The following is a 25,223-nucleotide window of genomic DNA, read 5'->3' as shown; positions in this document are numbered from 1 at the left end:
CATCTCACCTGGTCATCGCTCCGATGCCTGATCCAGTCGCCTGGGCGCCCGTTCAACGTCCGGCTTGCGGGCATTGTAGGGACGCCAACATCACGATGTGTCTGATTATGTGTGAGCGACCTTCGGTCCACGGATTTGACCCTGCACTATGGTGCAGGGTCAACAGTGGGGGAATGACTTCCTCGGCTGTTCGAAACACTGTCCGCATATCCGCTTTCTACGATCTGATTGTCACTGCTGGCTTCGCATTGCCGTTCACAGCACCAGCTCTCTTCGAAGGATTCGGAGCGCTTCAGGTAGCCCTTGGGCTCCCTGGTTCAGTGCCCGATGCGGGCGATGTGTTTACCCTGATGTTCGCCAACTTGATGGGATCGCTGGTGGTGGTGTGGTCGGTGTTCAGGCTTGCGCGCCCATCGAGGGCAGCAGGCGCCGCGGACACTGCAGCAAGGTTCCTTTTCTCGCTCGGGATGGCGGCAGCCCTGATTCACGGCGCGTCGCCGCTCGTGCTTGGCATGCTCATCCTCGAGGTGGTGTGGGCTATCGTGCAGGGAGCTGTCATGGCCTCCGCCCGCCTTCCAGTAGTGGCTTAGAGTCGGCTTGTGCTAATAGCAGAACTAGCCCTGCGAGCCGGGGTTAAAATATCTACGGTTAGGTTCTACGAGCGAACAGGTGTCCTCGCGAAGCCAGAGCGGACAAACAGTGGATACCGCGACTATCGCGACTCCGATGTCCGCCGAATGCGCTTTCTTCGTCGCGGCCAGGAACTTGGTTTCACTTTGGCCGAGTTGCACGAATTCGACCGCTTCTCACAGACAGTACGTGCCGGGAGCGTGACGGCTGGCGACGTCGCGGAGGTTGCTGCGCAAAAGCTCCGCGAGATCGATGAAAAGATCGCTGACCTCCAGCGCACGAGCCTCGCCATCAAGGGACTTCTTGAAGTGCAGTGCGTTGATGCATCAGTGCCTTGCCCAATTGTCAGCGCCCTCGCCGGCCAATAGGGAGACTCCCGCACTAGCGCGCATGAGTGAGAGTGACAGTGCCCGTTGAGCGATCCCCGTGCGTGGTCTTGACCCCGGAGAGTGGACACGGGTTAAGCGGCGAGTTGGATTTCTGCGGCCTGTGACGAGTATTGCATCTCGAACTCCACTGGGGTGACCTGCCCGATCGAGGAGTGGCGCCGGCGGCGGTTGTAACGGTCCTCGATCCAGTCCGCGACGCCTTGGATCGCGCGGGCCCGGGTGGGCCAAACCCGGCGGTAGGAGAACTCGGTTTTCAATGTCGCGAAGAAGCTCTCGGCCATGGCGTTGTCCCAGCAGATCCCGGTGTAGCCCATCGACCGGGTGATGCCGTTCTTGGCCGCGAACAGAGTGATCTGTTCCGACGCGTATTGGGCAGATTCAACCGGTGGAAGATCACCGTCGCCGGGCGGTCTCCGCGCAGCACCATGGCCATCGTGAGGGCGTCCTGGATGAGGTCGGTGCGTATGTGGTCCGCGATAGCCCAACCGATCACACGGCGGCTGTGAGCGTCGATGACGGTCGCCAAATACACCCACCCCTCCCACGTCCTCAGATAGGTGATATCGCCGACCCAGACCTGGTTCAGCGCCCCGGTATCCCACTGCCGTTCCACAGCATCGACCGGGTAGGCGTCAGCGTGATCGATGATGGTGGTCGTCTTCCACTTCTTCGGGCAAATGCCCACCAAACCCAGGCGCCGCATGGTCGCGGCGACGGTTTTGCGGGAGATGACCTCCCCGTCCGCTCGGAGATCGGCCAGGATCCTGGGGGCGCCGTAGACCTCGTCGGAATCGCCGTGAAAGAAAGCGACTTTCTGCTCGATGTGCACCCGCCGGATCGCCGCCGGCGACGGCACCCGGCCGGCCCAGGCGTAGTAGTCCGACCGGGACACCTCGAGGAGACGGACCATGCGGGTGATGGTGAAGTTGGTCCTCTCCGCCAGCATCAGTTCGAACGCTTGCCGTTCGTATCCGATGCTTCCTGGGCGAAGAAGATGGACGCTTTTTTCAAGAACGCCCTGTCCATCTTGAGGTCCGCGTTCTCTTTCCGTAGCCGCAGCAGCTCGGCCCGCTCAGACTCCGTCACTTCGGTTTGTCCGGTCTCGTTGCGGGCCTTGAACGCGCTCACCCAGCGGCCCAGCGTGGCCTCGTTGATCCCGAGCTCTCGCGCGACGGTCGCGACCGCTCTGCCGGTAGTCAAAATCAGCTTCACGGCCTCGTCTTTGTACTCAGGAGTGAACTCCCGACGTGATCTTGCCATAGTGAACATTCTCTCTTGTGAGGTGTCCACTCCCCGGGGTCAGGGCCACAGTGTTTACCTCGATGATCCGAAGTGACAGGGAAAAACGTGAACAGAACATCTCGGCTCCTGAGCGCGGCGACCGCCGCCAGTATCTGCATGCTGCTGCTGGCGGGCTGCGTGCCCGGACAATCCATCGACAGTCTGGCCAAACAACCCGAAGCCGCATTGACCTACCCTGGCAGCATCGATGTCCGGACCAACAAGGTCCCAGGACGGGTTCAATTCGGGCTCGACGGCGGCGACGTGGACACGACTGGTATATCCGGGACAACGACGCACTCACCACGCGAGGTCCTCGCGTTTTACTCTCGCGAGCTGGTGGCCAACGGCTGGAAACAGGTCGATGAGGAGCCCTACGGCACAACGGAGTCGGGACGACCAGCGCCTGCGAGACAATGGGAGAAGACGGGGCTCCAGCTCGGCTATTTCGTCGCAGCAACGACGGAGGGTGAAGCAACGAAGTACGAAACTATCCTTGAATCGTTGCGGTAGTTCGTTATTCGCGGTCGGGAAAGACCATGCCCCTTCAGATTCAACTCAGGGGTGCGAAAGACGTTGTGCCGTTCTGAGAAAGAAGGATCACACCACCGTGGAACCGTCCCGCAAGGGGTTCCGATGTGACACAACATCGGCACTCTTGGCAATCGCGCGGAGAGGCCGCGAATTCGTCGCGCTGGAGGTCCCGTCTTACGGGCACATGGCTCGACCCTACCTAGACTCGACCGCATGGTCAACAAGGTCAGCACCGCGGCGTACTCACGCCGAGCAAGGGAGTACACCGAACTCTTGGGGTCGATGGCTGCCGTGCACCCATCCGATCTCCAACTCGTTTCCCAGTGGGCCAGCGATGTCGACGGGGAAATAGTCGATGCTGGGTGTGGTCCAGGTCATTGGACCAACTTCCTCGCGGAGCAAGGCTATGTTGCTCGCGGAGTCGATTTGGTGCCCGAGTTCGTCACGTACGCCACGAATACCTTTCCTGGCGTGAGCTACACGCTTGGCAGTCTCGACTCGCTCGACGCCGACACGGGCTCCATTGGCGGGATCCTCTCCTGGTACTCCCTCATTCACTACGAGCCCGAGACGATACAGATTCCTCTCCAAGAGTTCAGCCGCGCGCTCAAATCCGGTGGCACGCTGCTTGTCGGATTCTTCGAAAGCCAGACGGTCGAGGAATTCGCCCACGCCGTCACGCCGGCCTACCGCTGGCCCGTGGATGACCTCGGTGCCGAGTTGAACGCGACCGGTTTCGACGTGGTCGAATCGCACGTCCGGAAGACCGCCGGCCAGCGCCCGGTGGCAGCTATCGTCGCCCGACGTCGCGATGCCCGCTGAGGGATAGGAGGTACTAGCCAATGTTCGGCTTTCCCTTTTCATCGCGTCAGCCCCGAAGAACGTCAGGGACTGACGTCAGCGTCGCAGTCTCGTTGGCCGTCCTTCAGGTCTTGATCGCGGTGATCCTCACCCTCATTTCTCTCGTGGAGCAGTTCAACGTCGACGCCTGTGGGTTCTCGCGCCACTGCGACTTTGGCCTCCTGACAAGATCAGTTTTTGTCACACCGCTTGCCGCGGTCGGCGCGCTGCTCATTGAGGGTGTCGCCGTCGTCCTTCTGGTCCGCCGTGGCAGTCGTATCTGGTGGGTGCCGGCTGTCGGCATAATGGTGGTGATAGGGGGCTACGTGGTTGCCCACGTGCTCAATGCTGTGGCCACGGGAGTTGCATAGGCCGTTCGGCTACCGCTCGGCGGCGATGAGCAACCTCGTCAGGTCATTGGAGAGCGACACGTGGCGCATCCGGACCATTCCACCTGAACAGGGTCAGATGCCACAGCCCGGGGCGTTTGCGCGAAGGATCGACGAGGCCATTCGCTCCAAGGGCCTCCAGCCGCCGGCGGACCTGCCACGAAGAGGGTTCGTCTCCAGCCTTCGCAATGTCCTGCCAGGGCGCGACTGCGTCCGCAAGGTCGATACCGTGTCTTCGGGCCAGCTCCCTGATCGAGAGGCCCTCCACGCGCGCATCACGTCTGATCCGCGCGAACAACTCCACCCGAAACTCCATCCGAAACCTCCACCTTGAGCAACGAAAACACGTTGCAACAACGGTGGAGGTGGGTCCCGCTTAGATTGCCCTGGTGGGTCCGAATAACACTGCCATAGTCAATTCTCCGCCGAGGTAAGCACCATGTCTGCAGCTGGGGGAGTGAGGGCGAGTTCGCTTTGCCTCGTCTCCTGGTACGGGACACGCCAAGCCGAAACGCTGCGCAGGGCGCCGGTGATGCAGCCGCGGGGCAAATGAAAAACTCCGGGTCCGCCAACGCGAAGTACCGGAGTTCTCAATTCTTGGCCCAAGTAACATGAAACAGCGGTCATCAAGGGCTTGCGGATCAATCGTAGTTCGGAGGGCGGTGTCCCTCAGGAACACGGATTGAAGCGGTAGTTGCTCGTTTGGTCAAAGCGGGTGGAGGTTGGAATCTGGTCGTCGAGCATTTCGGCGAAGAGGCCCCGCCGCGACTTTCGGGCGGGGCCTCTCGTTGCGGAGACGTCAGGTTGTCGGCACGTGCCAGGCTTGTGTGGAGAGCCCATTGCAGTCGTATATCTGCAGTTGAGTTCCATTGGTCGTAGCTGCGCCCGGGTCGTCGAGGCATCGTCCAGACTGCGGGTTATAGAGCGACCCGTCGGCTCGTGCCACCCACTGTTGGCCCCCGACGCCGTTGTTGCATCCCCAAAGCTCGACCTTCGCGAAGTTAGCGGTACCGTTGCCGGTGATGTCGAGGCATTTATCGAAGGCTCGGATGGTGCCGTCGGACTCGAGCGACCATTGTTGCCCAGTTGCGACGCCGCAGTCGTAGAGCTGAACCGCGTTGCCTTGAGCTGACGTGTTGTTGTTCACATCGAGGCACTTAGCTACACTTCCTGGGCCGGTGATTGGTCCGGTCGCGCTCGGAAGATTCGCGGTGGCGAACCGCGTCTCGCATTTGCCGCTCGCAATATGGGTGCCCGCCAGCATGATGAAGCTCGACCCCGTGGTCGCGGCCAGGAGCGGTGAGCTGTAGCCTGCGCAGGCAGTTTCTCCGGCGTCGTATCCGCCGGTAGGTGCCACCGTCACTGCCGTCGTGATCTCCTTCCATGTACCAATCCCAAGGTTTTTATTGATGAGCAAAACGTGGCCGGATTCCGGAAGCACGGTGAGGGCCCCGTCATTTCCTGCGACGACTCGCTGTCCTGAGACGATGAGTGTGCCGTTGGCTCCGCCTGCGGGCGACCATGTCAGGTACGGAGTATGCAGCAGGAAGCGAGAATCACTCGTCTGAATGCGCGTGCCGAGGCTTCCTGGATTCCAGGTCACACCGTCGGTCGATGTCTTAATGTAGACGTCGCACGCCTGGTCCGGATCGAAACCGTTCTTGCAGTCCTCGTAGCTCATCGCGTAGCTGCCGTTTGGTAGGTTGACGACGGTAGCCATGCCAGGACGTTGCACGCCGTCCTGGATTGCTACGTCGTAGACCTCGCTTCCCCACGTTGCACCGCCATCTGTGGATGAAACGTGCGCGAGTACCTGGTTGTAGTTGTTCGATGAGGGTCGCTCGTCCGAGAAGTAGCAGACGAGATTACCGTTGCTCGCGACGTTGAATTCCGGTTCCCAGATGCCGTGCATGATTGTGTTGGGTGTGCCGGTTTCGCTCGTGCACGAGCTCCGGTAGGTCCAGGTCACGCCTTGGTCTTTTGAGATGAACACCTCGACGGACTGCTGCGTGTAGTCACCGTGGTTCCAAGCGGTTCCGGCTGCCAGAAGCGTGCCAGCGGGAAGGTCGCCTTTCGCGCTTGGTAGTTCGTAGAGGGTGGGACCGTCGAGATCCCAGCCGTGCAGCGTATCCGTGACGGTACCGATCGGCGAAGCCGTCCAGCTCACGCCGTTGTTGGTCGACCGGTAGAGGGGAAAGTTTGCTTTCGTCGTTCCGGCACCCGAGTGCGCGAATGTCGCGATCATGGTCCCGTTCGACGAGCCGGAGTGGGCGAGACGGATGACGCGGGGATAGCTCGCGTCTTCACTCGGGTTGGCTGAAGAATTGGGTGTGTAGAGGGTCCCGCTCGAGGTGGTGGCAGCGAATGCTGCGCCTCCCCCAAGAGCGAGGCCGCTTGCCAGGAGGGCAAGCGCCGTGATGGTCACAGCGACCAGCGTCCGAGCGTCTGTGCGCCATTTGGGGCATTGCCGTACTCTATTTTTCATTTTGAACTCCTCGTTTGCGTCGTTGCAGTGATGGGATGAATGGACCCTCCCGTGGGGAGGCCGGCGAATTCGGCAGTTACTGAGCGTCTCGTTCGAGCGGCCCGGCATCGACGAACGTGCGTGCCTTGATGGCACCCTGCTCGTCCACGATCCAGAGGTGGAGCCTCGCAGAGGTCATAGCCGGCGCTGGTAACGAAAGCTTGACTGCATCGGAGATTTGGAACGGGTGAGCGAAGACGGGAGCTTCGGTGACGGAATGGGAGATATTTGGGCCGAAGGGCGTCCCGCTTTGAACCCAGGCCGCGCGCACTTGTCCAGTAAGAGGCTTCCGGCCGTGGTGGGACACGCGCACATCCAGGATGAGTGGCACTGTTGGGGTTGCGATGTCGGTTCCTGCCTCCCTGGGAACGAGGTCAACCACGATCACAGTTTCGGCGTTTGCGTCGGCCGGGTCCAGGCCGCCGAGGTCCTTGCTTTTACGGTCGGCGGTGAACAGGCCCGCAGACTCGTGCTCGACATCGGCCAGTTCGGTATAGACGTAGCCCGCGAACCTATCGTGTCGTCGGATCTCCTGCGTCTGCCACCTCACGTGCCAGGCTCGTTCGAGGCTGGTGAATCCGCCCCCGAATTCGCTGTTGAGGAGGGGTACGCCGCTACGGGGTTGCTCGTTGTCGCCATAGATCGACTTGTCAACGATGTGGGCCGGTCCCAGTGGCACAGGGAACGACTCGCGCTCACCCGAGGCGATCGCCGCGACATTGGCCGCCCACGACGCCGGGTTCTCGTCGTAGTAGTGCCAGTCCATGAGGTCGGTCTTGACGTGCTCCCAGCCAGAGTTCTCGACGATGGGTCGACTGTGGTCGAGGGCTGCGAGCTGATCGTATGCGCGGCGGGCCGCGTCGGCTTTTGCGGGGTCTCCGGGGATGTCCCAGTCCAGACCCCACTCCTCGTTGTACAGGCCCCAGATAATGATGCTCGGGTGGTTGCCGTCGCGCTTGACCATCTCCGGTATTTGCGCCTCGAAGTTCACCGTGGCTTCCTCGCTGAATCGGCTCGTGCTGGCCGGTTCCGCCCAGATGAGCATGCCGAGCGTGTCCGCCCAGTGCAGCCAGCGCGGCTCTTCGAACTTGAGGTGTTTGCGCACGAGATTGAAACCAGCCTGCCGGGCGAGATCGAGGTCGTGCACGAGTGCAGCGTCATCGGGCGCGGTAATGCCGGAGGTCGACCAGTAGCCCTGGTCTAACACTCCGCGAAGGTAGAATCGCTCGCCGTTGAGGTAAAGGTCCTCGCCGAGTCGTTCGATCGAGCGCAACCCGCCTGTGACGACGACAAGATCGTCGCCGACTCGCACGTCGAGCGCATAGAGGTGCGGGTCGATAGGCGACCACAAGCGGGGTGAGTCGATCGGTAGAAAGCCGGAGGCGCGACCGTGCTCGTCGGTAACCACTTCGAGATCGCCGATGCTCACGCGGGCACGCGCGGCCTCGTCGCCCGCGACCTGCACGGTGACCTCAAACCCCGTCAGTGAGTCGCCTCTCAGTGAGACAGATTCAGCGTAGGTGCGGCCGCGTGCTTCGATCCACACGCTTTGCCAGATGCCGGAGCTTGCCATGAACGAGACGCCGTCGTAGTCGTCGCGGGGAAGTGATCGTTGCTTGCCGTGCGGGATCGAGCGCTTATCGGAGGGCGCCGTTACGTCCACGAGCAGCGTCGCGCTCGAACCTGCGGCGAGGTAATCCGTGATATCGAACTCGAACGAGGTGTACCCGCCTGTGTGCTCGCCGACTTTTGCCCCATCGATGGACACCCGCGTCTCGTGGTGCACGGCGCCGAAGCAGACGAACACCCGGGCGCCGGCCCAGGAGTGGGGGATGGTTAGTTCGCGTGAGTAGCTGGCTTGTTCGAGCCAGGTGCGGGCGATGCCCGACGCCTCGGTCTCCCAGGCGAACGGCACGGTGATGCTCTCCTCGCCGTCGAGGCTTGAGAACGCCCACTGGCCGTTGAGTGATTCCCAGCGATTCGACCGGTCGAAGTCGGGTCGAGGGTACTCAGGTTTGGGTACCGACGGCAGTTCTGAAGACATGCGAATGGAGCCTTTCGGGGTGATGATGGTCATGGTCAGCCTTTGACGCTTCCGGCGAGGATGCCGTTGATGAAGTGCTTCTGCAGAAGCACGAAGATGATGAGTAGGGGGATGAGTGCGACGGAGGACGCGGCGAGGAGTTCGCCCGTTACGTGCGCATAGTCGGCGCCGATCTTGTTGCCGCTGATGTTTTGGGCGAGGGTCGATAGGACCACCTGGAGCGTCTGCATCCGGTCGCCCGTGGTGATAACGACGGGCCAGACGAAGTCGTTGTAGATGTTCATCACAGTCAGCACGGCGAGGCCAGCGATCCCGGGTCGGATCACCGGAAGCACGATGCGCCAGAAGATACCGAACTCCCCGCACCCGTCGACGCGGGCCGCATCGAGTAGTTCGTCGGGCACGGCGCTGATCACCTGCCGCATCCAGAAGATCGCGAACGCGTCCACGGAGCCGGGCAGCACGAGGGCCTGGTAGGTGTTGACCCAGCCGAGCTCTTTCATTTCGAGCAGTAGCGGGATGATGAGCACGATTGTTGGGAGCATAAGTGTCAGCAGTACGGCCCCGAAGAAAAAGTTCTTGAACCGGAACTCGTATTTGGCGAACGCATACCCTGCCAGTGGTGCGAAGAACAGTGTGATCAGGCCCTTGGAGAAGAGCACTATGGCGGTGTTGAAAAAGCCGGAGAGGATCGGCACGTCGGTGAACATCTGCGTGTAGTTGTCGAGCGTGAACGTGCCTGGGTTGAATCCCAGTGGGTCGGCGATGATGTCGTTGGCCGGTTTGAATGCCGAGACGAGGGCCCAAGCCACCGGTGCCAGAAAGCCCGCGGTAAGGAGGATCAAGAAGACCTGGGATACGATCTGCGGCTGGAACCGCCGTGTCCGGAAAACGGATGCCGTCCTCATGTCAGTCCTTCGCTCTCAGCAGCCGCACGAACCCGAGCGACAGCGCCATCACGATGATCACGAGCAGGAACGAGTTGGCCGCTCCCGTGCCGAGATCTGCGACGGTGATGTGGTTGTACAGGTAGAGGCCGGCCGTCGTGGTTGAGCCATACGGGCCACCCTTGGTAACGACGTACGGTTCGGCAAACATTTGGAATACCGCGAGAGTCTGCAACACGACGATGAACATGATCGTCCGTCGGATCAGGGGGACAGTGATGCTCCAGAGCTGCCGGAACGGCGATGCCCCGTCAAGCTCCGCGGCCTCGTATACCGTCGTGTCGATGGACTGCAGGCCGGATATCACGATGATGACCACAAATCCGGTCGTCTTCCAGAGGAATAGGAGCGCGAGCGTTGGTTTCGACCACTCGCTCGTTGTTAACCAACCGACGTCTGGAAGCCCGACTAGGTTCAGCAGCCCGTTGATGACCCCGTAGCGCTGGTCGAACAGTACGATCCAGATCTGGGCGATCGCAACGAGGGGTGTGACGAAGGGCACGATGAACGCCGTGCGGTAGAAACCGCGAGCACGGATGCGAGTGCTGTTGAGGAGGACCGCTGCGAGCACGCCCACGCCCAGTTGCGCCGGGATGATCAAGAGCCAGAGCACACCCGAGTTGGCCAGCGACGCCCAGAAGTCCGGGTTCGAAAGCAGGTAGGTGTAATTGCCCCAGCCCACCCAGTCCGCGGTACCCGACCCGCGCCAGTTGGTTAAGCTCAGCCGGAACGTGAACACCAGCGGGTAGATCGAGAACGCGGCAAAGATCGCGACGAACGGAAAAATGAAGAGGTAGGGCGCCGACTTCCGTCGCAGCAGGGACCAACGCGGTCCCCGCTGCGACGATCGCGGAGCCGTACTTGACGCCTTCAAGGCGGTCGTGACGGTCATGGAGCTGCTTTCTCGCGTGGGTGAAGAGGTGTTACTTGTTGCGGTCGACCAGGTTCGTTTGGATCTGATCGGTCGATTGCTGGATCACCTCGTCGGGTGTCATCTGCCCGTCGAGCATCTTCTGCAAGTTGTTACCGAGATAGTTGACGGCGCTCGCCCACCAGGTGGGGGTGGGGGTGCCACCTGGGATCTGGTTGCCCGCCTCGATAGCGGTCTTCCAGAGGTCTTGTCCGCCCATGGCGTCGATGGTGCCGAACAGCGGTGTGTTCGGATCAGCGGCCGCCTTGTAGCTGGGTACCGACGTATTCAGACCCTTCGGGTAGACGGAGTTCGGCCCGTAGACAGCCGTGTATCCGTTCTTGTCGTACATCAGGAAGTTGTAGAACAAGGCCGCAGCTTTCGGGTTCTTCGCGGCCTTGGGGATGACGAACGACGAGCCACCCATCGCGCCCGAGTGGGCTCCATCTGCCGTCCAGGACGGTAGCGGCATGGCCCGCCAATTGCCCGAAGTCTTTGGGAGTAGTTGCTGCGGGGCAAAGTCGAACCAAATCGACCATGGGTAGAACACCTGCTGGCCGGAATCGAGCGTCTGCACGTCCGTGGGCCCGAGGTACTCCGCACGCGTGCCGAGCTTCTCTTTCTGAACGGTATCGAGCCACGTGAGGATTTGCTTATACTCGGGCGAATCAAGGCGCAACTTTCCCGATGCGTCGGTCATGCTCGTGCCTTGCTGGCTCGCGAACATCTCAAGCCACAATTGCCCCAGGAAGGCGCTCTGTTCGAGGTGTATTGGACCCGACGACGGATCGGCGGCTTTAACTTTCTTGGCAGCGGTGAGCAGGTCGTCGTAGGTCTTGATGCCTGCCGGATCGATTCCATCCTTTTCGAGCACGCTCGCGTTGTAGAAGAGAAGACCGGGGTCCAGATCGAACGGGATGCCGTAGATTCCGCCATTGAGCGAGTTGACGTCGACCTTTTGTTTCGCGATGTCCTGAACGTATGGCTTGAGAACGTCGCTGAGATCCCACAGGTCATTGGCAAAGCCCGGGACCTTCGCGTCGTCGAGGAAGACGCCGTCAGGTACGTCAGTTGAGGAGATGAGGGTATTTTGCAGCTTTGCGTCGATGTCAACGGCCTGGTGATTGACCTTGACGTTCGGGTACTTCTCGTTGAATTTGGCGATCGTCGCATCGAAGACGTTGAAGAGATCGCCAGAGCGGTCCCAAATGGTGATCTCCCCTGTGGCGTCCTTATCAGTCGGTGCCGTAAGAACGTTCGGATTCGATGTGCCGGTCACGCTCGAAGAGTCATTTCCAATCGCCGGGCCGCAGGCGCTAACGCCAACGGCTACGGCGACAGCGACGCCAAGCGCTCCGAAACGAGAGAAGGCGCGGTGCTGCCGCAGAGCCGAAGCGCTCGCGCCGGGCCTTCTGGGCTGCGTGGGTGTGCTGTGCATGAACACTCCTTTGTGATCGGTGCCTCGCTCCCGCAGTCGAACACCCAACGGTCTCCGAGAGTGAAATACGGTGCGACGCTGCTGACGTTTGCCAACGTATGCAAAAGGATAGCGCGGAATTGCGTACGTTGCAAAGATAAGCTGGCACAACAGTTGTTCAGCTAGTGGAGGTCCGATGCCCGCAACGCTTAAAGACGTAGCTGATCACGCGAAGGTCTCCATGCGCACTGTGTCAAACGTGGTCAGCGGTTACGAACACGTCAGCAAAAAGATGCGTGAGCGCGTCATGACTGCGATCGCCGACCTTGACTATCGACCCAACCTCGTAGCACGTACCCTGCGCACCGGTCGCACGGGCGTGCTTGCGCTCGTCGTGCCCGAAATCGACGTTCCATACTTCAGCGAGCTCGCCCGGGATGTCATCCGGGCGGCGACTTCGTTCGGGTACCGGGTGATGATCGATCAGACAGGGCACGACCATGAACGCGAACGCGACTTGCTCGTTGGCGGTGACCGCAACATGCTCTTCGACGGCATCCTCTTCAGCCCACTCGCGACAAAAGCACAGCTCGATGCCGTGGAGGATCGCGTGACCCTGCCGTTCGTGCTGCTTGGCGAGCACGAGTTCGACGGCCGGTTCGATCACGTGGCCATCGATAACTTCAAGGCAGCGCAAGAAGCCACCATGCACCTGCTCGCTATAGGACGATCACGCATAGCCGCAATCGGAGAGCAACCCTTCGAGAGCTACGCGACCCCGCACCTTCGCACAGCGGGATACCTCGCTGCGCTCGATTCTGCTGGCATCGCTTCAGATGCGGACCTCATAAAGCCGGCCGTGCACTACCGCCGGGCCGACGGCTATGCGGCCACGCAACAGTTGCTCAAACTGCCAGATCGGCCCGACGCAATCTTCTGCTACTCCGACATCCTCGCCATGGGAGCGATGCGAGCCGTCTTCGACGCGGGGCTTATCGTCCCGAAAGACATAGCGATCATCGGTATCGACGACATCGAAGAAGGTCAATATTCACGCCCAACCCTCTCAACAGTGTCCCTGGACACCGAGTTCATAGCCCACCACGCCGTTGCCACTCTGGCCGCTCGTATCGACGATCCCGAGAGAACGGCTGAAGAAGTCGTAGCACCCCACTCCCTCAAAGTTCGAGAAAGTAGCGCCTAACCGGGCACCTCATATCCTCATCACGATGACGGGGGAACATGTGCTGCCTGACCAACGCCTGGCCAATGGCTCGGCTGGTCCTTAGTTGAAGACCATTCCGCCGTCGACGAGGATCGACTGTCCGGTGATGTAGTTGGAGTCGGGACCGGACAGGAAGGAGACGAGGCCGGCGACCTCGGAGGCTTCGGAGAGGCGGGCGAGAGTGATGCCGTTGGTGAACTGGTCCCAGCCCCACTCTTCGGGCTTGCCCGCGTCGGTTGCTACTTTTTTGGCTCTCCTGACGTTACCGTGGGTGGTTTCCGAGCGCCTTAACGAGTGCACGCCGCTCTCCGTCTAGGTTTCTAACTGACAAAGGCAAGAAACACAGGGACGAGAAAACGGCGTGCAAAACTCAACACTATGGCGGACTCTGCTCGGAGTCGACAAAACCATCGTCGAAGCGGTCGATCTCGACGCGGATACGGGCATGCTGGTCGCGTCGGTGCGCCCAACGGCATCGATGCGGAACCGGTGCGGGGCCTGCCGGAAGCGCTGCCCGCGCTACGACGCCGGTGACGGGCGGCGCCGCTGGCGATCCCTGGACGCCGGCTCGGTGCAAATCCACTTAGAAGCTGCGGCGCCGCGGGTGAGCTGCCGGGTGCATGGCGTGACGGTCGCCGCCGTGCCGTGGGCCCGGCATCAGAGCGGGCACACTTTGTTCTTCGATGACCAGGTCGCGTGGCTGGCCACGCAAACATCCAAGTCCGCCATCACCGTGCTGATGCGCATCGCGTGGCGCACCGTGGGCGCGATCATCACCCGGGTTTGGGCAGATACGGAGAAGCAGTTCGACCAGTTCGCGGGCCTCACCCGGATCGGGATTGACGAGATCAGTTACAAGCGCGGCCACAAGTACTTGACCTGCGTCGTGGACCACGATTCTGGCCGTCTCGTCTGGGCGGCACCAGGCCAGGACAAGGCCACCCTCGAGACGTTTTTTGATGCGTTGGGGCCGGAGCGTTCGGCACTGATCACGCATGTTTCCGCGGACGGTGCGGCCTGGATCGCCAGTGTTGTCGCGGAACGAGCGCCGAACGCTGTTCGCTGCGCTGATCCGTTCCACGTCGTGAAATGGGCCACCGAGGCCCTCGATGAAGTCCGCCGGGGCGCGTGGAACGAGGCCCGCAAAGCCGCCCGGCACAACGATGCCCGACGCACTCGCGGCCGGCCCCCAGCCGACGCCCCGGCACGCCCAGACAGCGCCCGGGCGACGGGCATCAAGAACTGCCGATACGCGCTTTGGAAGAACCCGGAAAACCTGACCGAGAAGCAACAAACGAAGCTCGCCTGGATCGTGCAGACCGACCCCCGGCTGGCTCGGGCGTACTACCTGAAGGAAGGCCTCCGTGTGATCTTCAAACTGCCTCTCGAGGAAGCGACCGAAGCTCTCGACAAATGGGTTGGTTGGGCTCGCCGCTGCCGCATCCCGTCCTTCGTGAAACTGCAGAAGAGCATCGTGAAACACCGCACCGCGATCCTGGCCTCCATCGAGCACAGCCTCTCCAACGGCCGCGTCGAATCCATGAACACCAAGATCCGCCTCATGACCCGCATCGCGTTCGGCTTCAAATCACCCGAGGCCCTCATCGCCCTCGCAATGCTCAGCCTCGGCGGGCACAAACCCGTGCTTCCCGGCCGGGACTAACCCACGGAAGAGTCAGGAGAGCCACTTTTTTCGCCAGTTCCTCCATGAGGGGGGGTCTTGACGATGCCGGGGGCGTAGGTGTTGACCGTGATGCCGAACTGGGCAAGGTCCCTGGCCGCTGTCTGAGACAAGCCACGAATGGCGAACTTCGTGGCCGAGTACAACGCAATGCCGGGGTTCCCGACGTGGCCGGCCTGGGAGGCGGCACTAATGATTTTTCCCCCGTGGCCGAGCTCTTTGAACGCCTTCGTGGCTGCCTGAATGCCCCACATTCCGCTGAGGTGGCCATGCTTATATCTGGGGGAGGGGTCGAGTCCGCGGAGTCTCGTTCTCCTGGGTTGGAACACACGCCGAGGGCCCACGCTCGCAGGGTGCCGCGGAAGGGCTTTCACGGCAGGCGGGGAGGGATGCTGGAGTATCAGACTAGGGTCCCGGCCGGCTGCGGCGGTAACCTGACATCACTTCCCGGCATTTCCCGGTGGGCAAGGGGCGCATGGTTCCGGTGGCTGGCATGAGCCGGGGTACCAAAAGGCGTCGATAACGAGAGCGAGCAACTATGGGCGAGACGCACGCGTCTACGACGACGAGCGGGCGGCAGGCAAGGTCGTTGACCGGAGAGCGCAAGCGGGAGCAGATCCTCGACGCTTCTGTACAGGTCTTTGGTACCGGTGGCGCAGCCGCTGTGACTCATCGTGCGGTCGCGAGGGTCGCTCGTGTGCCGCTTGGCTCGACGACCTACTACTTCACCGACCGCAACGACTTGTTACTGCAGACGATGGCCCACGCCCGGAGGACCGAGGCGGCCCGGCTCGCCGCGATCGTCGAGGCGCTGCATGGGGAGCTGACCGTCGAGCGCTCAGTCGAGGTGTTAACTGAGATGTTCTTCGATAAGACGGTCGCAGACCCGCTCTACGACCTTGCGCTGTTCGAGATGTTCATGGAAGCGACCCGGAACATCACAGTGCGAAACGAAGCGCGCGGCTGGTCGACCATGATTGGCGCTTTGGTCGACCGCGTCCTGCCCGCCAGCGAACCGACAGTGCCTCGTGCGACCGTCGTGCAGATCGTCGCGTGCTTAATTGACGGCTTGATGCTTGAGGCCGTGTCCAACGGACAGCTGAGCGTTGCCGACCTCGCCGAGCGGCTTCAGATTGTTGTTGAGCGGTTGTGCCTACGGCTCTAGAGTCCTGCACCTGAAATTTTCTGGTTGTGTTGCAGAACGGAACGCGTTTCGAACTGGACGTCCGAAGACCGAGCTGATTCCTAGGGGCGAAGCGCGGCAGCGGTTATTGCGCTGGGTGAGGCGGCGAAGTCCTCGCAGGGTTTGGCGTTGCGGTCACGGATCGTGCTCGGTCGCGTGAGGGCCTGAATAAGCAACAGGGTGCAGGGCGGGCGCTGTTCGCCGAACGCAGTCAGTAAGTGGCGTGCCCGCTTCCTGGACTCTCGACTGGATGCGTTGGTCGATGAGCCGCGCCCGAGACGCCCGGCAACGATCGCGGCCGAGCAGGTCGAGGCAGCCGTTGTGGCAATTGGAGTCAACGTCGGAGAATGCCGACCGTAGTGGATTGTCGAGATTGTCGATCGGGCGGATCTGGAAGGCACTTGAGCTGAAGCCCACTGAGACAAGTTCAAGCTCACGAACGATCCGCTGAGTATCTTAAAGCCCTGAGCGCCACACAATCGGGTGGTTCAGCGCCGGGGATTGTGCGAGAGTCCGCCAGCAGTTGCGTGGTTTGGCACCGCTGACGCGCTCGGTCGCGTGAATAGACGGTCACGAGTGCTGCATGCTCGCGCATGTTGTAGTTGCCGGTCTCGACCCAGATCCGGACTGGTTTGGGTCGGCGTCAACACGGGCGCAGCGTCCCACCTTTCAAGCCGCGTATCGGCAACATCGACCCATGGTCAAAGGTGCGCTTGCTTGGATGACTCGCCGCGCGCCGTGCCCCCTACCGGGCGTGACGAAAAACAACGCCTGGTGGGTGAACCGGGCCGCTGAAATCAGCCTCAAACGGCTCCTCGAACTCGGACTCGCCACCTCCCACCCCGCCAGGCAACGGCCATGGGAGCTGCCCGGATTAGCCGCTCGGCCCGAAGTCATCAACGCGTCCAGACAGCCACCGGCCCCGCTCGAACTACGCACCGCTCTTCGTGTCATCGACACCCGCGTGAACTCTTACATCGCCCGGGAGCGACTGGGGAACGCCGCCTGAAAACTCAAGACAAACGCCAAAGATCTGACCCCAAGGATCGCTAGGTGCACCAGCGCACAGATGTGTTACGTTAAAGAACAAAGGTTGTACGTTTGTACACGTTGGACAAATCCCGTCTTTGGCAGCGTTCGGCCTTCGAACAATTTCGTTCAGCGGTATGTCAAGTAAAGGATCAACAGCAATGACAATGCAGTCAGATAGTCCTCCGACAGGCGCCGCCGACCCAGCGAAGGGACGTCCGACCTTCCGAATGTTCGACATGGTCCTGTTCTCCGTGGCCGCGATGCTGTTGCTCTCGCAGCTGACCGTAACGGCCGCCGTCGGGCCGACGGCGATTTTCTGGACCGTCGCGATCATTATCTTGTTCTTTGTCCCCTACGGCCTGGTCACGAGTGAGCTCGGCTCGGCTTACCCGGATGCCGGCGGCATCTACGCCTGGGTCGTGCGAGCGTTCGGCAACCGTTGGGGGAGCCGGGTTTCCTGGTGGTACTGGCTCAACGTGGGCTTGTGGGTACCGAGCGTTTACTTGATGTTCTCGGGTGCGATCTCGTCGATGTTCTTCGGTGGGCACCTGAACTTTTGGATCCAGGTAGCAATTACCGTCACTCTGATCTGGATCAACTACTGGGTCAACGCCCATAGCCTGAAGATCGGCACCTGGGTATCAAACCTCGGAGCCGGCATCACGATCGTCGTCATAGTAGCGCTCGTCATTGCCGGCGGGATCTACGCTTCGGCGAACGGCTCGGCAACCTCCTGGACACTGGACACGCTTATTCCTACGGATGCACTGCCCGCGTTTATCGCAGCGCTACCGATTGTGATCTACAACTTCCTCGGCTTCGAGCTGATGTCGTCCGCCTCGACACAGATGGCCAACCCGCAGCGCGACGTACCTAAGACGATCTTCATCGCCGGCGTCCTCATCGGAGGGTTTTACCTCCTCGCGACCGTTGGCATGCAGCTCATCCTCCCAGCCGATGAAATATCTAAAACCACCGGCCTAATCGACGCCCTCCGTCACGGATTCGGCGACTCACCCATTGCCAACGCGGTCGTGACGATCCTCGGCATTGGTGCACTATTCTGCTTCTTTGCCAGTCTGGTGCCATGGACTATCGGCGCGAACCTCGCCGCCGCCGAGGCTGCCCAGCAGGGCGACCTGCCCAAGGCGTTCGCCCGGACACACCCAACCCGTGGCACTCCGGTCGGCGCAGCGATGCTCTGCTCCATCGTCGGGACGGTTTTCACTGTCGGGTACGCGGCGTTGTTCTCCGTGACCGACGGCGCGATCGACGCTCTCTTCTGGAACCTGTTCGCCTTCTCTTCAGTCATCTTCCTGCTGCCCTACATCGTGATGATGCTGGCGTTCGCCAAGCTCCGGCGTATCGACGCGGGCCGGCCGCGGCCCTACCGAGTCCCGGGCGGTCCAATTATGACGTGGCTGATGACGTGGATCCCGGTGGTCCTGCTTGGGGCAGCCGCGGTGTTCTTCGTCTGGAACCCCTACGATTATTCGCTCACGGTGACCGGGTCGATCCTGATCGGCCTCGTCGTGACGGTCGCCTTCCAGGAGTACTTCTGCGCCAAGTCGCCCGAGTGGACACGCCAGCGGGCCATCGAGCGCGGCGAGGACCCGACACTTCCAGCTCCTTCCCAGGCGCCCAACTCTGACCTCATTCAATCTTGAAAGGCTGCTTCTTATGACTCTTACTCTCGATTCCACCCCCGGCTCAGACGGCTACCGGATGCCGGCGGAGTGGGCTCACCACAGCGGTTGCTGGTTGATCTGGCCCGAGCGCCCGGACAATTGGCGCCTCGGCGGCAAGCCGGCGCAGGCCGCGTTCGCCCGGGTAGCGACGGCGATCTCCGGTACGGAGGCCGTGACTGTCGCTGTCTCCGCCCGGCAGTACGACAACGCCCGCAGCGAGCTCGGTGAGCATATCCGGATCGTCGAAATGTCCAACGATGACTCCTGGATCCGGGATTGCGGGCCGACCTTCGTCGTGAATGATGTTGGAGACGTGCGCGGCGTTGACTGGGACTTCAACGCTTGGGGCGGCCTCGTGGATGGGCTCTACTTTCCTTGGGCGGCCGACGACGCCGTCGCGGGCAAGGTGCTGGAGATCGAGGGTGTGGTCCGGTACAAGGCCTCGTTCGTGCTCGAAGGAGGATCGATCGATGTCGACGGCGAGGGAACGCTCCTGGTGACGGAGGAGTGCCTGCTGTCGCCCGGGCGCAACCCCGACCTGACCCAGGAAGACCTCGAGAGGCTGCTGCATAGTTATCTCGGTGTCGACGTCATCATCTGGTTGCCTTTTGGGGTCTACCTCGACGAGACGAACGGACACGTGGACAACTTCTGCCGGTTCGTCGCGCCAGGCAAGGTCATGCTGACGTGGACAGACGACCGGACAGACCCGCAGTACGCCCGTTCGGCGGCCGCGCTGGAGGTCCTCGAAAACGCCGTGGACGCCCGCGGTCGCACGCTCGAGGTCGTCAAACTCCACCAGCCCGGTCCGATCTTCATCACCGCCGAGGAGTCCGGCGGAGTCGACTCGATCGCCGGCACTCTGCCGCGCGGAGCCGGTGATCGGCTGGCCGGCTCCTACGTGAACTCATATATTGGCAACGACGTCGTCGTGCTGCCGATCTTTGATGATCCCCATGATGACGCGGCGGTCGCGGCCTACACCGAGCTGTTCGCGCCGCGCCGGGTCGTCACGGTACCAGGCCGGGAGATCCTGCTCGGCGGCGGCAACGTTCATTGCATCACCCAGCAACAGCCCTCCGGCGACTAGTCGGCCGACGGCGGCCGACCCTACCGGGGCACCGCCACTTTCCCCCCTTTTTCCGCATCTTTGGTACGACTCGCCCATTCGCTGGCGACCGCCCGTGCCTCGCCATGCCCTCAAACGCGCCCAACAAGCCCCGCGTCGACCCTTTCAAAGGAGACCATTATGACCGCACGTAACTTCATCGATACCCAGGACCTCACCAAAGACGAGGTGCTCGATATCGTCCATCTCGGCCTCGCCCTCAAGCGGTGTGTCGCGGTGGGCTACTTCCCCCCGCTGTTGCACGGCCGCACTCTCGGGATGATCTTCGAGCAGTCCTCTACCCGGACCCGGGTCTCGTTCCAGACCGCGATGTCACAGCTTGGCGGACACGCCCAGTACCTAGCGCCTGGCCAGATCCAGCTCGGTGGGCACGAGTCGATCGAGGACACCGCCCGCGTGCTGTCCCGATTGGTGGACGTCGTTATGGCGCGGGTCGCGCGGCACGCGACGGTCGTGGAACTCGCGAAGTACTCGACGATCCCCGTGCTCAACGGCATGTCCGACTACAACCACCCAACGCAGGAGATCGGCGATCTCATTACGATGGTCGAGCACTTGCCGAAGGGCAAGCGCCTCGAGGATTGCAAGGTCGTCTTCGTCGGCGACGCCACCCAGGTCTGCGCCTCCCTGATGATGATCACCACGAAGATGGGCATGCAGTTCGTTCAGTTCGGTCCGAAGGCCTTCCAGCTCCGCGAAGAGATGCAGGCGATCGGTCGCCAGAACGCCGTCGTGTCGGGTGGCAGTATCGTCGTGACCGACGATGCTTCGAAGGCTTTGGCTGGCGCAGACTTCGTCTATACCGACGTCTGGTACGGCGACTACGAGGCCGAGCTGGGCGAGGAGGCGCGCCTGGCCGCCTTCATGCCGAAGTACCAGGTGAACCCCGAGCTCATGGCCTTGGCCGAGCCGGACGCGAAATTCATGCACTGCCTGCCCGCCACCCGCGGTGAAGAGGTCACCGATGGGGTCCTCGACTCGGAAGTCTCGCTGGCCTTCGACGAGGCGGGCAACCGACTTACGGCACAGCGCGCGCTGCTCGTGTACTTCCTACGTCCCGAGGTTGCGAACTCGATCAAGGTCGACGCTGCGAAGGCAGAGCTCGGGACCCTGCTCGCCGAAATTCTGTAGAGGTCCGACATGTCACGCATCGTGATCGCCCTGGGCGGAAACGCCCTGGGCAGCACCGCAACGGAGCAGCGCGCCTGCATCGACGAGGCCACTCCCTCGCTCGTCGGTCTAATCGCCCAGGGGCACGAAATCATCGTGTCTCACGGCAACGGCCCGCAGGTCGGGGCTATCAGCCTCGCATTCGAGATCGCATCGCAACACACCGACCGGGTGACCCCTATGGACCTGGCCGAGTGCACCGCGATGAGCCAGGGGTACATCGGGTATCACCTGCAACAGGGGATCGCGAAGGAGCTCCGGCGGGTCGGCATGCCCTGGCACGTCGCCTCCGTCGTGACACAGGTGGAGGTGGCCGCCGACGACCCCGCATTCGCGCATCCGACCAAACCGATCGGCGGCTTCTATGACGAGGCCGATGCACGGGCACTGATGGCCGGGCGGCCAGGTCTTGTCATGGCCGAGGATTCCGGGCGAGGGTGGCGGACCGTCGTCGCGTCACCGCGCCCGGTAGACATCGTTGAGCGTGATTCGATCCTCAACCTGCTCGATCACGAGTTCATCGTGGTCGCGTGCGGCGGGGGTGGCATCCCCGTGGCCCGGGACAAGGCGGGCGAGCTGCACGGTGTTCCGGCCGTCATCGACAAGGACTTCGCCTCGGCGAAGCTCGCCGAAGTAGTCGGGGCGGACGTTTTCTTCATCCTCACGGCCGTGGACCGGGTCGCAATCGGCTTCGGCACGCCCCAGCAGCGCGACCTGGAAAAGCTCGACCTTGCCGAAGCGCGGCGCTACCTGGACGACGGACAGTTCGGCGCTGGCTCAATGGCTCCTAAGGTCCAGGCCGCGATCAATTTCGTGGCTAGCGGCCCCGGGCGGACCGCGGTGATCTGCTCGCTCAAGAACGCCCCGCTCGCTATGAAGGGTCAGAGCGGGACGGTGATCCACAGGTAGCAGTATTTCGCCAGTGCGCGTAACCGGGGCGGCAACCGCCCACCGTTTGCCCGGCGCGGATAGTCGTGTTCGGCTACGTGATCGCAAGCGAGGGGGCTGCTCGCGTTGACATGGATCAGATGGTGCTCGCTGTTGGGGCGGCGTCCTGGCCGCGATCAGCGACACCAGCAGGCGATCTCTCTCATCGTGGACCAGCCCGGCGGCCACCACCGTTTGAGCTGAGGAGAACCGGATCCGAAATCAGGATCACGCAAAAGCCATACAATTGACCAAGCGATCAATAAACCCGACGTAAAACTAGACATTGGGCTGTCATGTCAACTCTTCCGAGTCGGGCCAAGCGAAAGAGCCGCGCCGAGCGCGCCGCCGAGATCGGGCGCACGGCTCGGGAGATCGCCCGCTACGACGGCCTGGACGCCATCACGCTCCGGGCGATTGCGCTGCGCATCGGCGTGACGTCCGCGCTGGTCAGCCACTATCAGCCCAGCATGGAGGGGCTTGTTGCGTCGACATTCGGCTCGATCGTTTCCGCCGAGCTCGCCGAGGTCCAGCGGGAGCTGGCGGCAATGCCGAGCGCCGTCGAGGCCCTGCGCGCCTTGATCCGAGACCTCCTCGGACCCGAGCGCAGCACGGTCACGAGTCTCTGGTTGGACGCGTGGAGCGTCGCGCGACGAAACGCGGCCCTAGCCCGCGAGGTCGCGGTGCAGATGGACGCCTGGCAGGAGTTCTTGGTCAGCGTGCTGAACCGTGGCTGCGCGCGCGGTGAGTTCGCCGTCGCCGACCCCGGTGCCCTGGCCTGGCAGCTGCTCGCGATCATCGACGGCCTCGACGCCCACGCCGTGATGCACCACGGCGACGCGCGCGACCAGCGCGACCTCGTGCGCACGATCGCCGAACACGAGCTCGGCCTGCCCACAGGAACACTAGCGCCGGCGTACCTTATTGACCGTGGGCGCCCTCTGAAGGGCACGTCGCACTAGTAGCTCGACGTCGCGGCTGTGGGCTACGCCAGCGCATAGAGACGGGGCCTTAGCAGGTCCGTGATGACGACACTGTCGCTTGCGTCGAGGGCGTCGAGGGCGCGATCGCAGTTCGGCTGCGAGGCTCCATCGCCGGAAACGTCGCTGTCGACGTGAGGGTCATCACGCCGGAAACCAGCGGCCAGAAGGTCCACCACTTACCGGTCGGTGAATTGATGGCGCGTCGATACGCGGGCGTAACCGATCAGCTTCATCACCATCCTCTTGGCTGCCTCATAACTAACGGTGAATACGGCTCTCCTGACTCTTCCGTGGGTTAGTCCCGGCCGGGAAGCACGGGTTTGTGCCCGCCGAGGCTGAGCATTGCGAGGGCGATGAGGGCCTCGGGTGATTTGAAGCCGAACGCGATGCGGGTCATGAGGCGGATCTTGGTGTTCATGGATTCGACGCGGCCGTTGGAGAGGCTGTGCTCGATGGAGGCCAGGATCGCGGTGCGGTGTTTCACGATGCTCTTCTGCAGTTTCACGAAGGACGGGATGCGGCAGCGGCGAGCCCAACCAACCCATTTGTCGAGAGCTTCGGTCGCTTCCTCGAGAGGCAGTTTGAAGATCACACGGAGGCCTTCCTTCAGGTAGTACGCCCGAGCCAGCCGGGGGTCGGTCTGCACGATCCAGGCGAGCTTCGTTTGTTGCTTCTCGGTCAGGTTTTCCGGGTTCTTCCAAAGCGCGTATCGGCAGTTCTTGATGCCCGTCGCCCGGGCGCTGTCTGGGCGTGCCGGGGCGTCGGCTGGGGGCCGGCCGCGAGTGCGTCGGGCATCGTTGTGCCGGGCGGCTTTGCGGGCCTCGTTCCACGCGCCCCGGCGGACTTCATCGAGGGCCTCGGTGGCCCATTTCACGACGTGGAACGGATCAGCGCAGCGAACAGCGTTCGGCGCTCGTTCCGCGACAACACTGGCGATCCAGGCCGCACCGTCCGCGGAAACATGCGTGATCAGTGCCGAACGCTCCGGCCCCAACGCATCAAAAAACGTCTCGAGGGTGGCCTTGTCCTGGCCTGGTGCCGCCCAGACGAGACGGCCAGAATCGTGGTCCACGACGCAGGTCAAGTACTTGTGGCCGCGCTTGTAACTGATCTCGTCAATCCCGATCCGGGTGAGGCCCGCGAACTGGTCGAACTGCTTCTCCGTATCTGCCCAAACCCGGGTGATGATCGCGCCCACGGTGCGCCACGCGATGCGCATCAGCACGGTGATGGCGGACTTGGATGTTTGCGTGGCCAGCCACGCGACCTGGTCATCGAAGAACAAAGTGTGCCCGCTCTGATGCCGGGCCCACGGCACGGCGGCGACCGTCACGCCATGCACCCGGCAGCTCACCCGCGGCGCCGCAGCTTCTAAGTGGATTTGCACCGAGCCGGCGTCCAGGGATCGCCAGCGGCGCCGCCCGTCACCGGCGTCGTAGCGCGGGCAGCGCTTCCGGCAGGCCCCGCACCGGTTCCGCATCGATGCCGTTGGGCGCACCGACGCGACCAGCATGCCCGTATCCGCGTCGAGATCGACCGCTTCGACGATGGTTTTGTCGACTCCGAGCAGAGTCCGCCATAGTGTTGAGTTTTGCACGCCGTTTTCTCGTCCCTGTGTTTCTTGCCTTTGTCAGTTAGAAACCTAGACGGAGAGCGGCGTGCACTCGTTAAGGCGCTCGGAAACCACCCACGGTAACGTCAGGAGAGCCCTTTAAACGCCTCAATCCCTACCTCATACCCTCCGGAGCCTCACAGTCGGAAGACATCGACTAAGGAGCGCTCCGCGTGAGTACACGCCCATGATTTCTTCAGTACCTGTGATATAGATCTCCTCGCGTCCGATCGGGAAAGTATCGCGGTCGAAGCTGTGCCATAGAACCGCTGCCGTCGTCGTTGGCACCGATTGACCTCGTGGAACTGCGATCTCCGCGCGCGGCGGAATCGCGTCGATGAGACCGTGGTGTGCCAGCGCGCCGGCCAGTCACAGGGTGGCGTCGGGCCTGCATTTCACGATTTCGAGCAGGACGAGATGGAGGCCATCCAAAGTCTCCGCCACGAGGCTCTCAAGTTCGTCGACGGGAGCGCCCAGAGGATTATTTGGCAGAGCGTAGAGGATGTGCGCGAAAGTGCCGAAAATCTGCCCAGTGATTCACCAGCCTGTGAGTTATAGGAACAACCCGCCACGAATCACCCCCTGCATCCCTTGAAAACACTGGGATGTGGGGGTTTTCTTTTCCCGCAAAACCCCGCAGGGCAACACTTTGGCAACCACCGTCAGAAGTGCGGCCTGATTCTGCCAG

22 protein-coding genes and 1 pseudogene are annotated in these 25,223 nt (G+C 62.2%); 14 read left to right on the top strand and 9 right to left on the bottom strand.

Features of this window, described 5'->3' with window-relative positions; translation table 11 throughout:
* Positions 1-173: 173 nt before the first annotated feature.
* Positions 174-590, top strand: a complete 417-nt coding sequence (locus RCH22_RS14380; RefSeq protein WP_322136667.1) for a hypothetical protein — start codon at positions 174-176, stop codon at positions 588-590.
* Between the two features lie 9 nt (positions 591-599).
* Positions 600-998 (top strand): MerR family transcriptional regulator, encoded by a 399-nt coding sequence (locus tag RCH22_RS14375; protein ID WP_322136666.1) that lies wholly within the window; start codon positions 600-602, stop codon positions 996-998.
* Between the two features lie 92 nt (positions 999-1,090).
* Here the strand turns inward: RCH22_RS14375 and RCH22_RS14370 are convergent.
* A pseudogene (locus tag RCH22_RS14370) lies at positions 1,091-2,288 on the bottom strand (IS3 family transposase).
* A gap of 129 nt (positions 2,289-2,417) precedes the next feature.
* On the opposite strand from RCH22_RS14370, the gene RCH22_RS14365 reads away from it, so the two are divergent.
* From RCH22_RS14365 to RCH22_RS14355, 3 genes are all read left to right on the top strand, one after another.
* Positions 2,418-2,813, top strand: a complete 396-nt coding sequence (locus tag RCH22_RS14365) for a hypothetical protein (protein WP_322136665.1) — start codon at positions 2,418-2,420, stop codon at positions 2,811-2,813.
* A gap of 234 nt (positions 2,814-3,047) precedes the next feature.
* Positions 3,048-3,656, top strand: a complete 609-nt coding sequence (locus tag RCH22_RS14360) for a class I SAM-dependent methyltransferase (RefSeq protein ID WP_322136664.1) — start codon at positions 3,048-3,050, stop codon at positions 3,654-3,656.
* Positions 3,657-3,748: 92 nt separating this feature from the next.
* On the top strand, positions 3,749-4,045 hold the full coding sequence (locus RCH22_RS14355) for a hypothetical protein (RefSeq protein WP_323504956.1): 297 nt from the start codon (positions 3,749-3,751) through the stop codon (positions 4,043-4,045).
* An 817-nt stretch (positions 4,046-4,862) separates the two neighbouring features.
* On the opposite strand, the gene RCH22_RS14350 is transcribed toward RCH22_RS14355, so the two are convergent.
* The 5 genes from RCH22_RS14350 to RCH22_RS14330 form a co-directional block, all read right to left on the bottom strand.
* The gene (locus RCH22_RS14350; protein WP_322136661.1) at positions 4,863-6,488 is read right to left on the bottom strand and encodes a ricin-type beta-trefoil lectin domain protein; all 1,626 of its coding nucleotides are present in this window, start codon (positions 6,486-6,488) and stop codon (positions 4,863-4,865) included.
* 136 nt (positions 6,489-6,624) lie between these two features.
* Positions 6,625-8,664, bottom strand: coding sequence for a sugar-binding domain-containing protein (locus RCH22_RS14345; protein WP_322140590.1), 2,040 nt, complete (start codon positions 8,662-8,664; stop codon positions 6,625-6,627).
* Positions 8,665-8,666: 2 nt separating this feature from the next.
* Entirely contained in the window at positions 8,667-9,539 is an 873-nt protein-coding gene (locus RCH22_RS14340; protein WP_323510558.1) for a carbohydrate ABC transporter permease, read from the bottom strand.
* Position 9,540: 1 nt separating this feature from the next.
* A complete protein-coding gene (locus RCH22_RS14335; protein WP_322136658.1) occupies positions 9,541-10,470 on the bottom strand; it encodes a sugar ABC transporter permease in 930 nt (309 codons plus the stop codon).
* A 31-nt stretch (positions 10,471-10,501) separates the two neighbouring features.
* Positions 10,502-11,926, bottom strand: coding sequence for an extracellular solute-binding protein (locus RCH22_RS14330; protein WP_322136657.1), 1,425 nt, complete (start codon positions 11,924-11,926; stop codon positions 10,502-10,504).
* A 175-nt stretch (positions 11,927-12,101) separates the two neighbouring features.
* Between RCH22_RS14330 and RCH22_RS14325 the strand changes: the two genes are divergently transcribed.
* Complete coding sequence (locus RCH22_RS14325; protein WP_322136656.1) at positions 12,102-13,109, top strand: LacI family DNA-binding transcriptional regulator; 1,008 nt, start codon at positions 12,102-12,104, stop codon at positions 13,107-13,109.
* A gap of 81 nt (positions 13,110-13,190) precedes the next feature.
* Here RCH22_RS14325 and RCH22_RS14320 read toward each other — a convergent pair whose 3' ends face one another.
* Positions 13,191-13,430 carry an SDR family oxidoreductase gene (locus RCH22_RS14320; RefSeq protein WP_327014465.1) on the bottom strand — a complete coding sequence of 80 codons (240 nt, stop codon included), beginning with the start codon at positions 13,428-13,430 and terminating at the stop codon, positions 13,191-13,193.
* 61 nt (positions 13,431-13,491) lie between these two features.
* On the opposite strand from RCH22_RS14320, the gene RCH22_RS14315 reads away from it, so the two are divergent.
* Positions 13,492-14,793: an ISL3 family transposase gene (locus RCH22_RS14315; protein WP_322135197.1), complete on the top strand. Its 1,302-nt coding sequence runs from the start codon at positions 13,492-13,494 to the stop codon at positions 14,791-14,793.
* On the opposite strand, the gene RCH22_RS14310 is transcribed toward RCH22_RS14315, so the two are convergent.
* Positions 14,790-15,065 (bottom strand): SDR family NAD(P)-dependent oxidoreductase, encoded by a 276-nt coding sequence (locus tag RCH22_RS14310; RefSeq protein ID WP_327014464.1) that lies wholly within the window; start codon positions 15,063-15,065, stop codon positions 14,790-14,792. The genes RCH22_RS14315 and RCH22_RS14310 overlap by 4 nt on opposite strands.
* Before the next feature lie 284 nt (positions 15,066-15,349).
* On the opposite strand from RCH22_RS14310, the gene RCH22_RS14305 reads away from it, so the two are divergent.
* The 7 genes from RCH22_RS14305 (at position 15,350) to RCH22_RS14275 (ending at position 22,902) form a co-directional block, all read left to right on the top strand.
* The gene (locus tag RCH22_RS14305; protein ID WP_327014463.1) at positions 15,350-15,976 is read left to right on the top strand and encodes a TetR family transcriptional regulator; all 627 of its coding nucleotides are present in this window, start codon (positions 15,350-15,352) and stop codon (positions 15,974-15,976) included.
* Positions 15,977-16,748: 772 nt separating this feature from the next.
* On the top strand, positions 16,749-17,003 hold the full coding sequence (locus RCH22_RS14300; protein WP_322136653.1) for a hypothetical protein: 255 nt from the start codon (positions 16,749-16,751) through the stop codon (positions 17,001-17,003).
* Positions 17,004-17,184: 181 nt separating this feature from the next.
* Positions 17,185-18,693, top strand: coding sequence for an APC family permease (locus tag RCH22_RS14295; RefSeq protein WP_327014462.1), 1,509 nt, complete (start codon positions 17,185-17,187; stop codon positions 18,691-18,693).
* Positions 18,694-18,706: 13 nt separating this feature from the next.
* Positions 18,707-19,804: an agmatine deiminase gene (aguA, locus tag RCH22_RS14290; RefSeq protein ID WP_322136651.1), complete on the top strand. Its 1,098-nt coding sequence runs from the start codon at positions 18,707-18,709 to the stop codon at positions 19,802-19,804.
* A 159-nt stretch (positions 19,805-19,963) separates the two neighbouring features.
* Complete coding sequence (gene ptcA / locus RCH22_RS14285; RefSeq protein ID WP_322140592.1) at positions 19,964-20,974, top strand: putrescine carbamoyltransferase; 1,011 nt, start codon at positions 19,964-19,966, stop codon at positions 20,972-20,974.
* 9 nt (positions 20,975-20,983) lie between these two features.
* Positions 20,984-21,922, top strand: coding sequence for a carbamate kinase (gene arcC, locus RCH22_RS14280; protein ID WP_322136648.1), 939 nt, complete (start codon positions 20,984-20,986; stop codon positions 21,920-21,922).
* A gap of 314 nt (positions 21,923-22,236) precedes the next feature.
* Complete coding sequence (locus tag RCH22_RS14275) at positions 22,237-22,902, top strand: TetR family transcriptional regulator C-terminal domain-containing protein (RefSeq protein WP_322136647.1); 666 nt, start codon at positions 22,237-22,239, stop codon at positions 22,900-22,902.
* 316 nt (positions 22,903-23,218) lie between these two features.
* Here the strand turns inward: RCH22_RS14275 and RCH22_RS14270 are convergent, their stop codons facing one another.
* Positions 23,219-24,520: an ISL3 family transposase gene (locus RCH22_RS14270; protein ID WP_322135197.1), complete on the bottom strand. Its 1,302-nt coding sequence runs from the start codon at positions 24,518-24,520 to the stop codon at positions 23,219-23,221.
* Positions 24,521-25,223 lie beyond the last annotated feature (703 nt).

Origin of the sequence: Cryobacterium sp. GrIS_2_6 (assembly GCF_035984545.1) — a bacterium.
Taxonomy (GTDB): domain Bacteria; phylum Actinomycetota; class Actinomycetes; order Actinomycetales; family Microbacteriaceae; genus Cryobacterium.
Note: the sequence above shows the minus strand (reverse complement) of the source record. Positions and strands in the feature narration are given on the sequence as shown.

Coding starts and splice junctions, on each gene's coding strand:
- RCH22_RS14360 (WP_322136664.1), top strand. CDS start 3,048: ATGGTCAACAAGGTCAGCACCGCGGCGTACTCACGCCGAGCAAGGGAG.
- RCH22_RS14325 (WP_322136656.1), top strand. CDS start 12,102: ATGCCCGCAACGCTTAAAGACGTAGCTGATCACGCGAAGGTCTCCATG.
- RCH22_RS14310 (WP_327014464.1), bottom strand. CDS start 15,065: ATGTGGGGCATTCAGGCAGCCACGAAGGCGTTCAAAGAGCTCGGCCAC.
- RCH22_RS14295 (WP_327014462.1), top strand. CDS start 17,185: ATGACAATGCAGTCAGATAGTCCTCCGACAGGCGCCGCCGACCCAGCG.
- aguA (WP_322136651.1), top strand. CDS start 18,707: ATGACTCTTACTCTCGATTCCACCCCCGGCTCAGACGGCTACCGGATG.
- RCH22_RS14305 (WP_327014463.1), top strand. CDS start 15,350: ATGGGCGAGACGCACGCGTCTACGACGACGAGCGGGCGGCAGGCAAGG.
- RCH22_RS14330 (WP_322136657.1), bottom strand. CDS start 11,926: ATGCACAGCACACCCACGCAGCCCAGAAGGCCCGGCGCGAGCGCTTCG.
- RCH22_RS14335 (WP_322136658.1), bottom strand. CDS start 10,470: ATGACCGTCACGACCGCCTTGAAGGCGTCAAGTACGGCTCCGCGATCG.
- arcC (WP_322136648.1), top strand. CDS start 20,984: ATGTCACGCATCGTGATCGCCCTGGGCGGAAACGCCCTGGGCAGCACC.
- RCH22_RS14345 (WP_322140590.1), bottom strand. CDS start 8,664: ATGACCATCATCACCCCGAAAGGCTCCATTCGCATGTCTTCAGAACTG.
- RCH22_RS14380 (WP_322136667.1), top strand. CDS start 174: ATGACTTCCTCGGCTGTTCGAAACACTGTCCGCATATCCGCTTTCTAC.
- ptcA (WP_322140592.1), top strand. CDS start 19,964: ATGACCGCACGTAACTTCATCGATACCCAGGACCTCACCAAAGACGAG.
- RCH22_RS14275 (WP_322136647.1), top strand. CDS start 22,237: ATGTCAACTCTTCCGAGTCGGGCCAAGCGAAAGAGCCGCGCCGAGCGC.
- RCH22_RS14340 (WP_323510558.1), bottom strand. CDS start 9,539: ATGAGGACGGCATCCGTTTTCCGGACACGGCGGTTCCAGCCGCAGATC.
- RCH22_RS14365 (WP_322136665.1), top strand. CDS start 2,418: ATGCTGCTGCTGGCGGGCTGCGTGCCCGGACAATCCATCGACAGTCTG.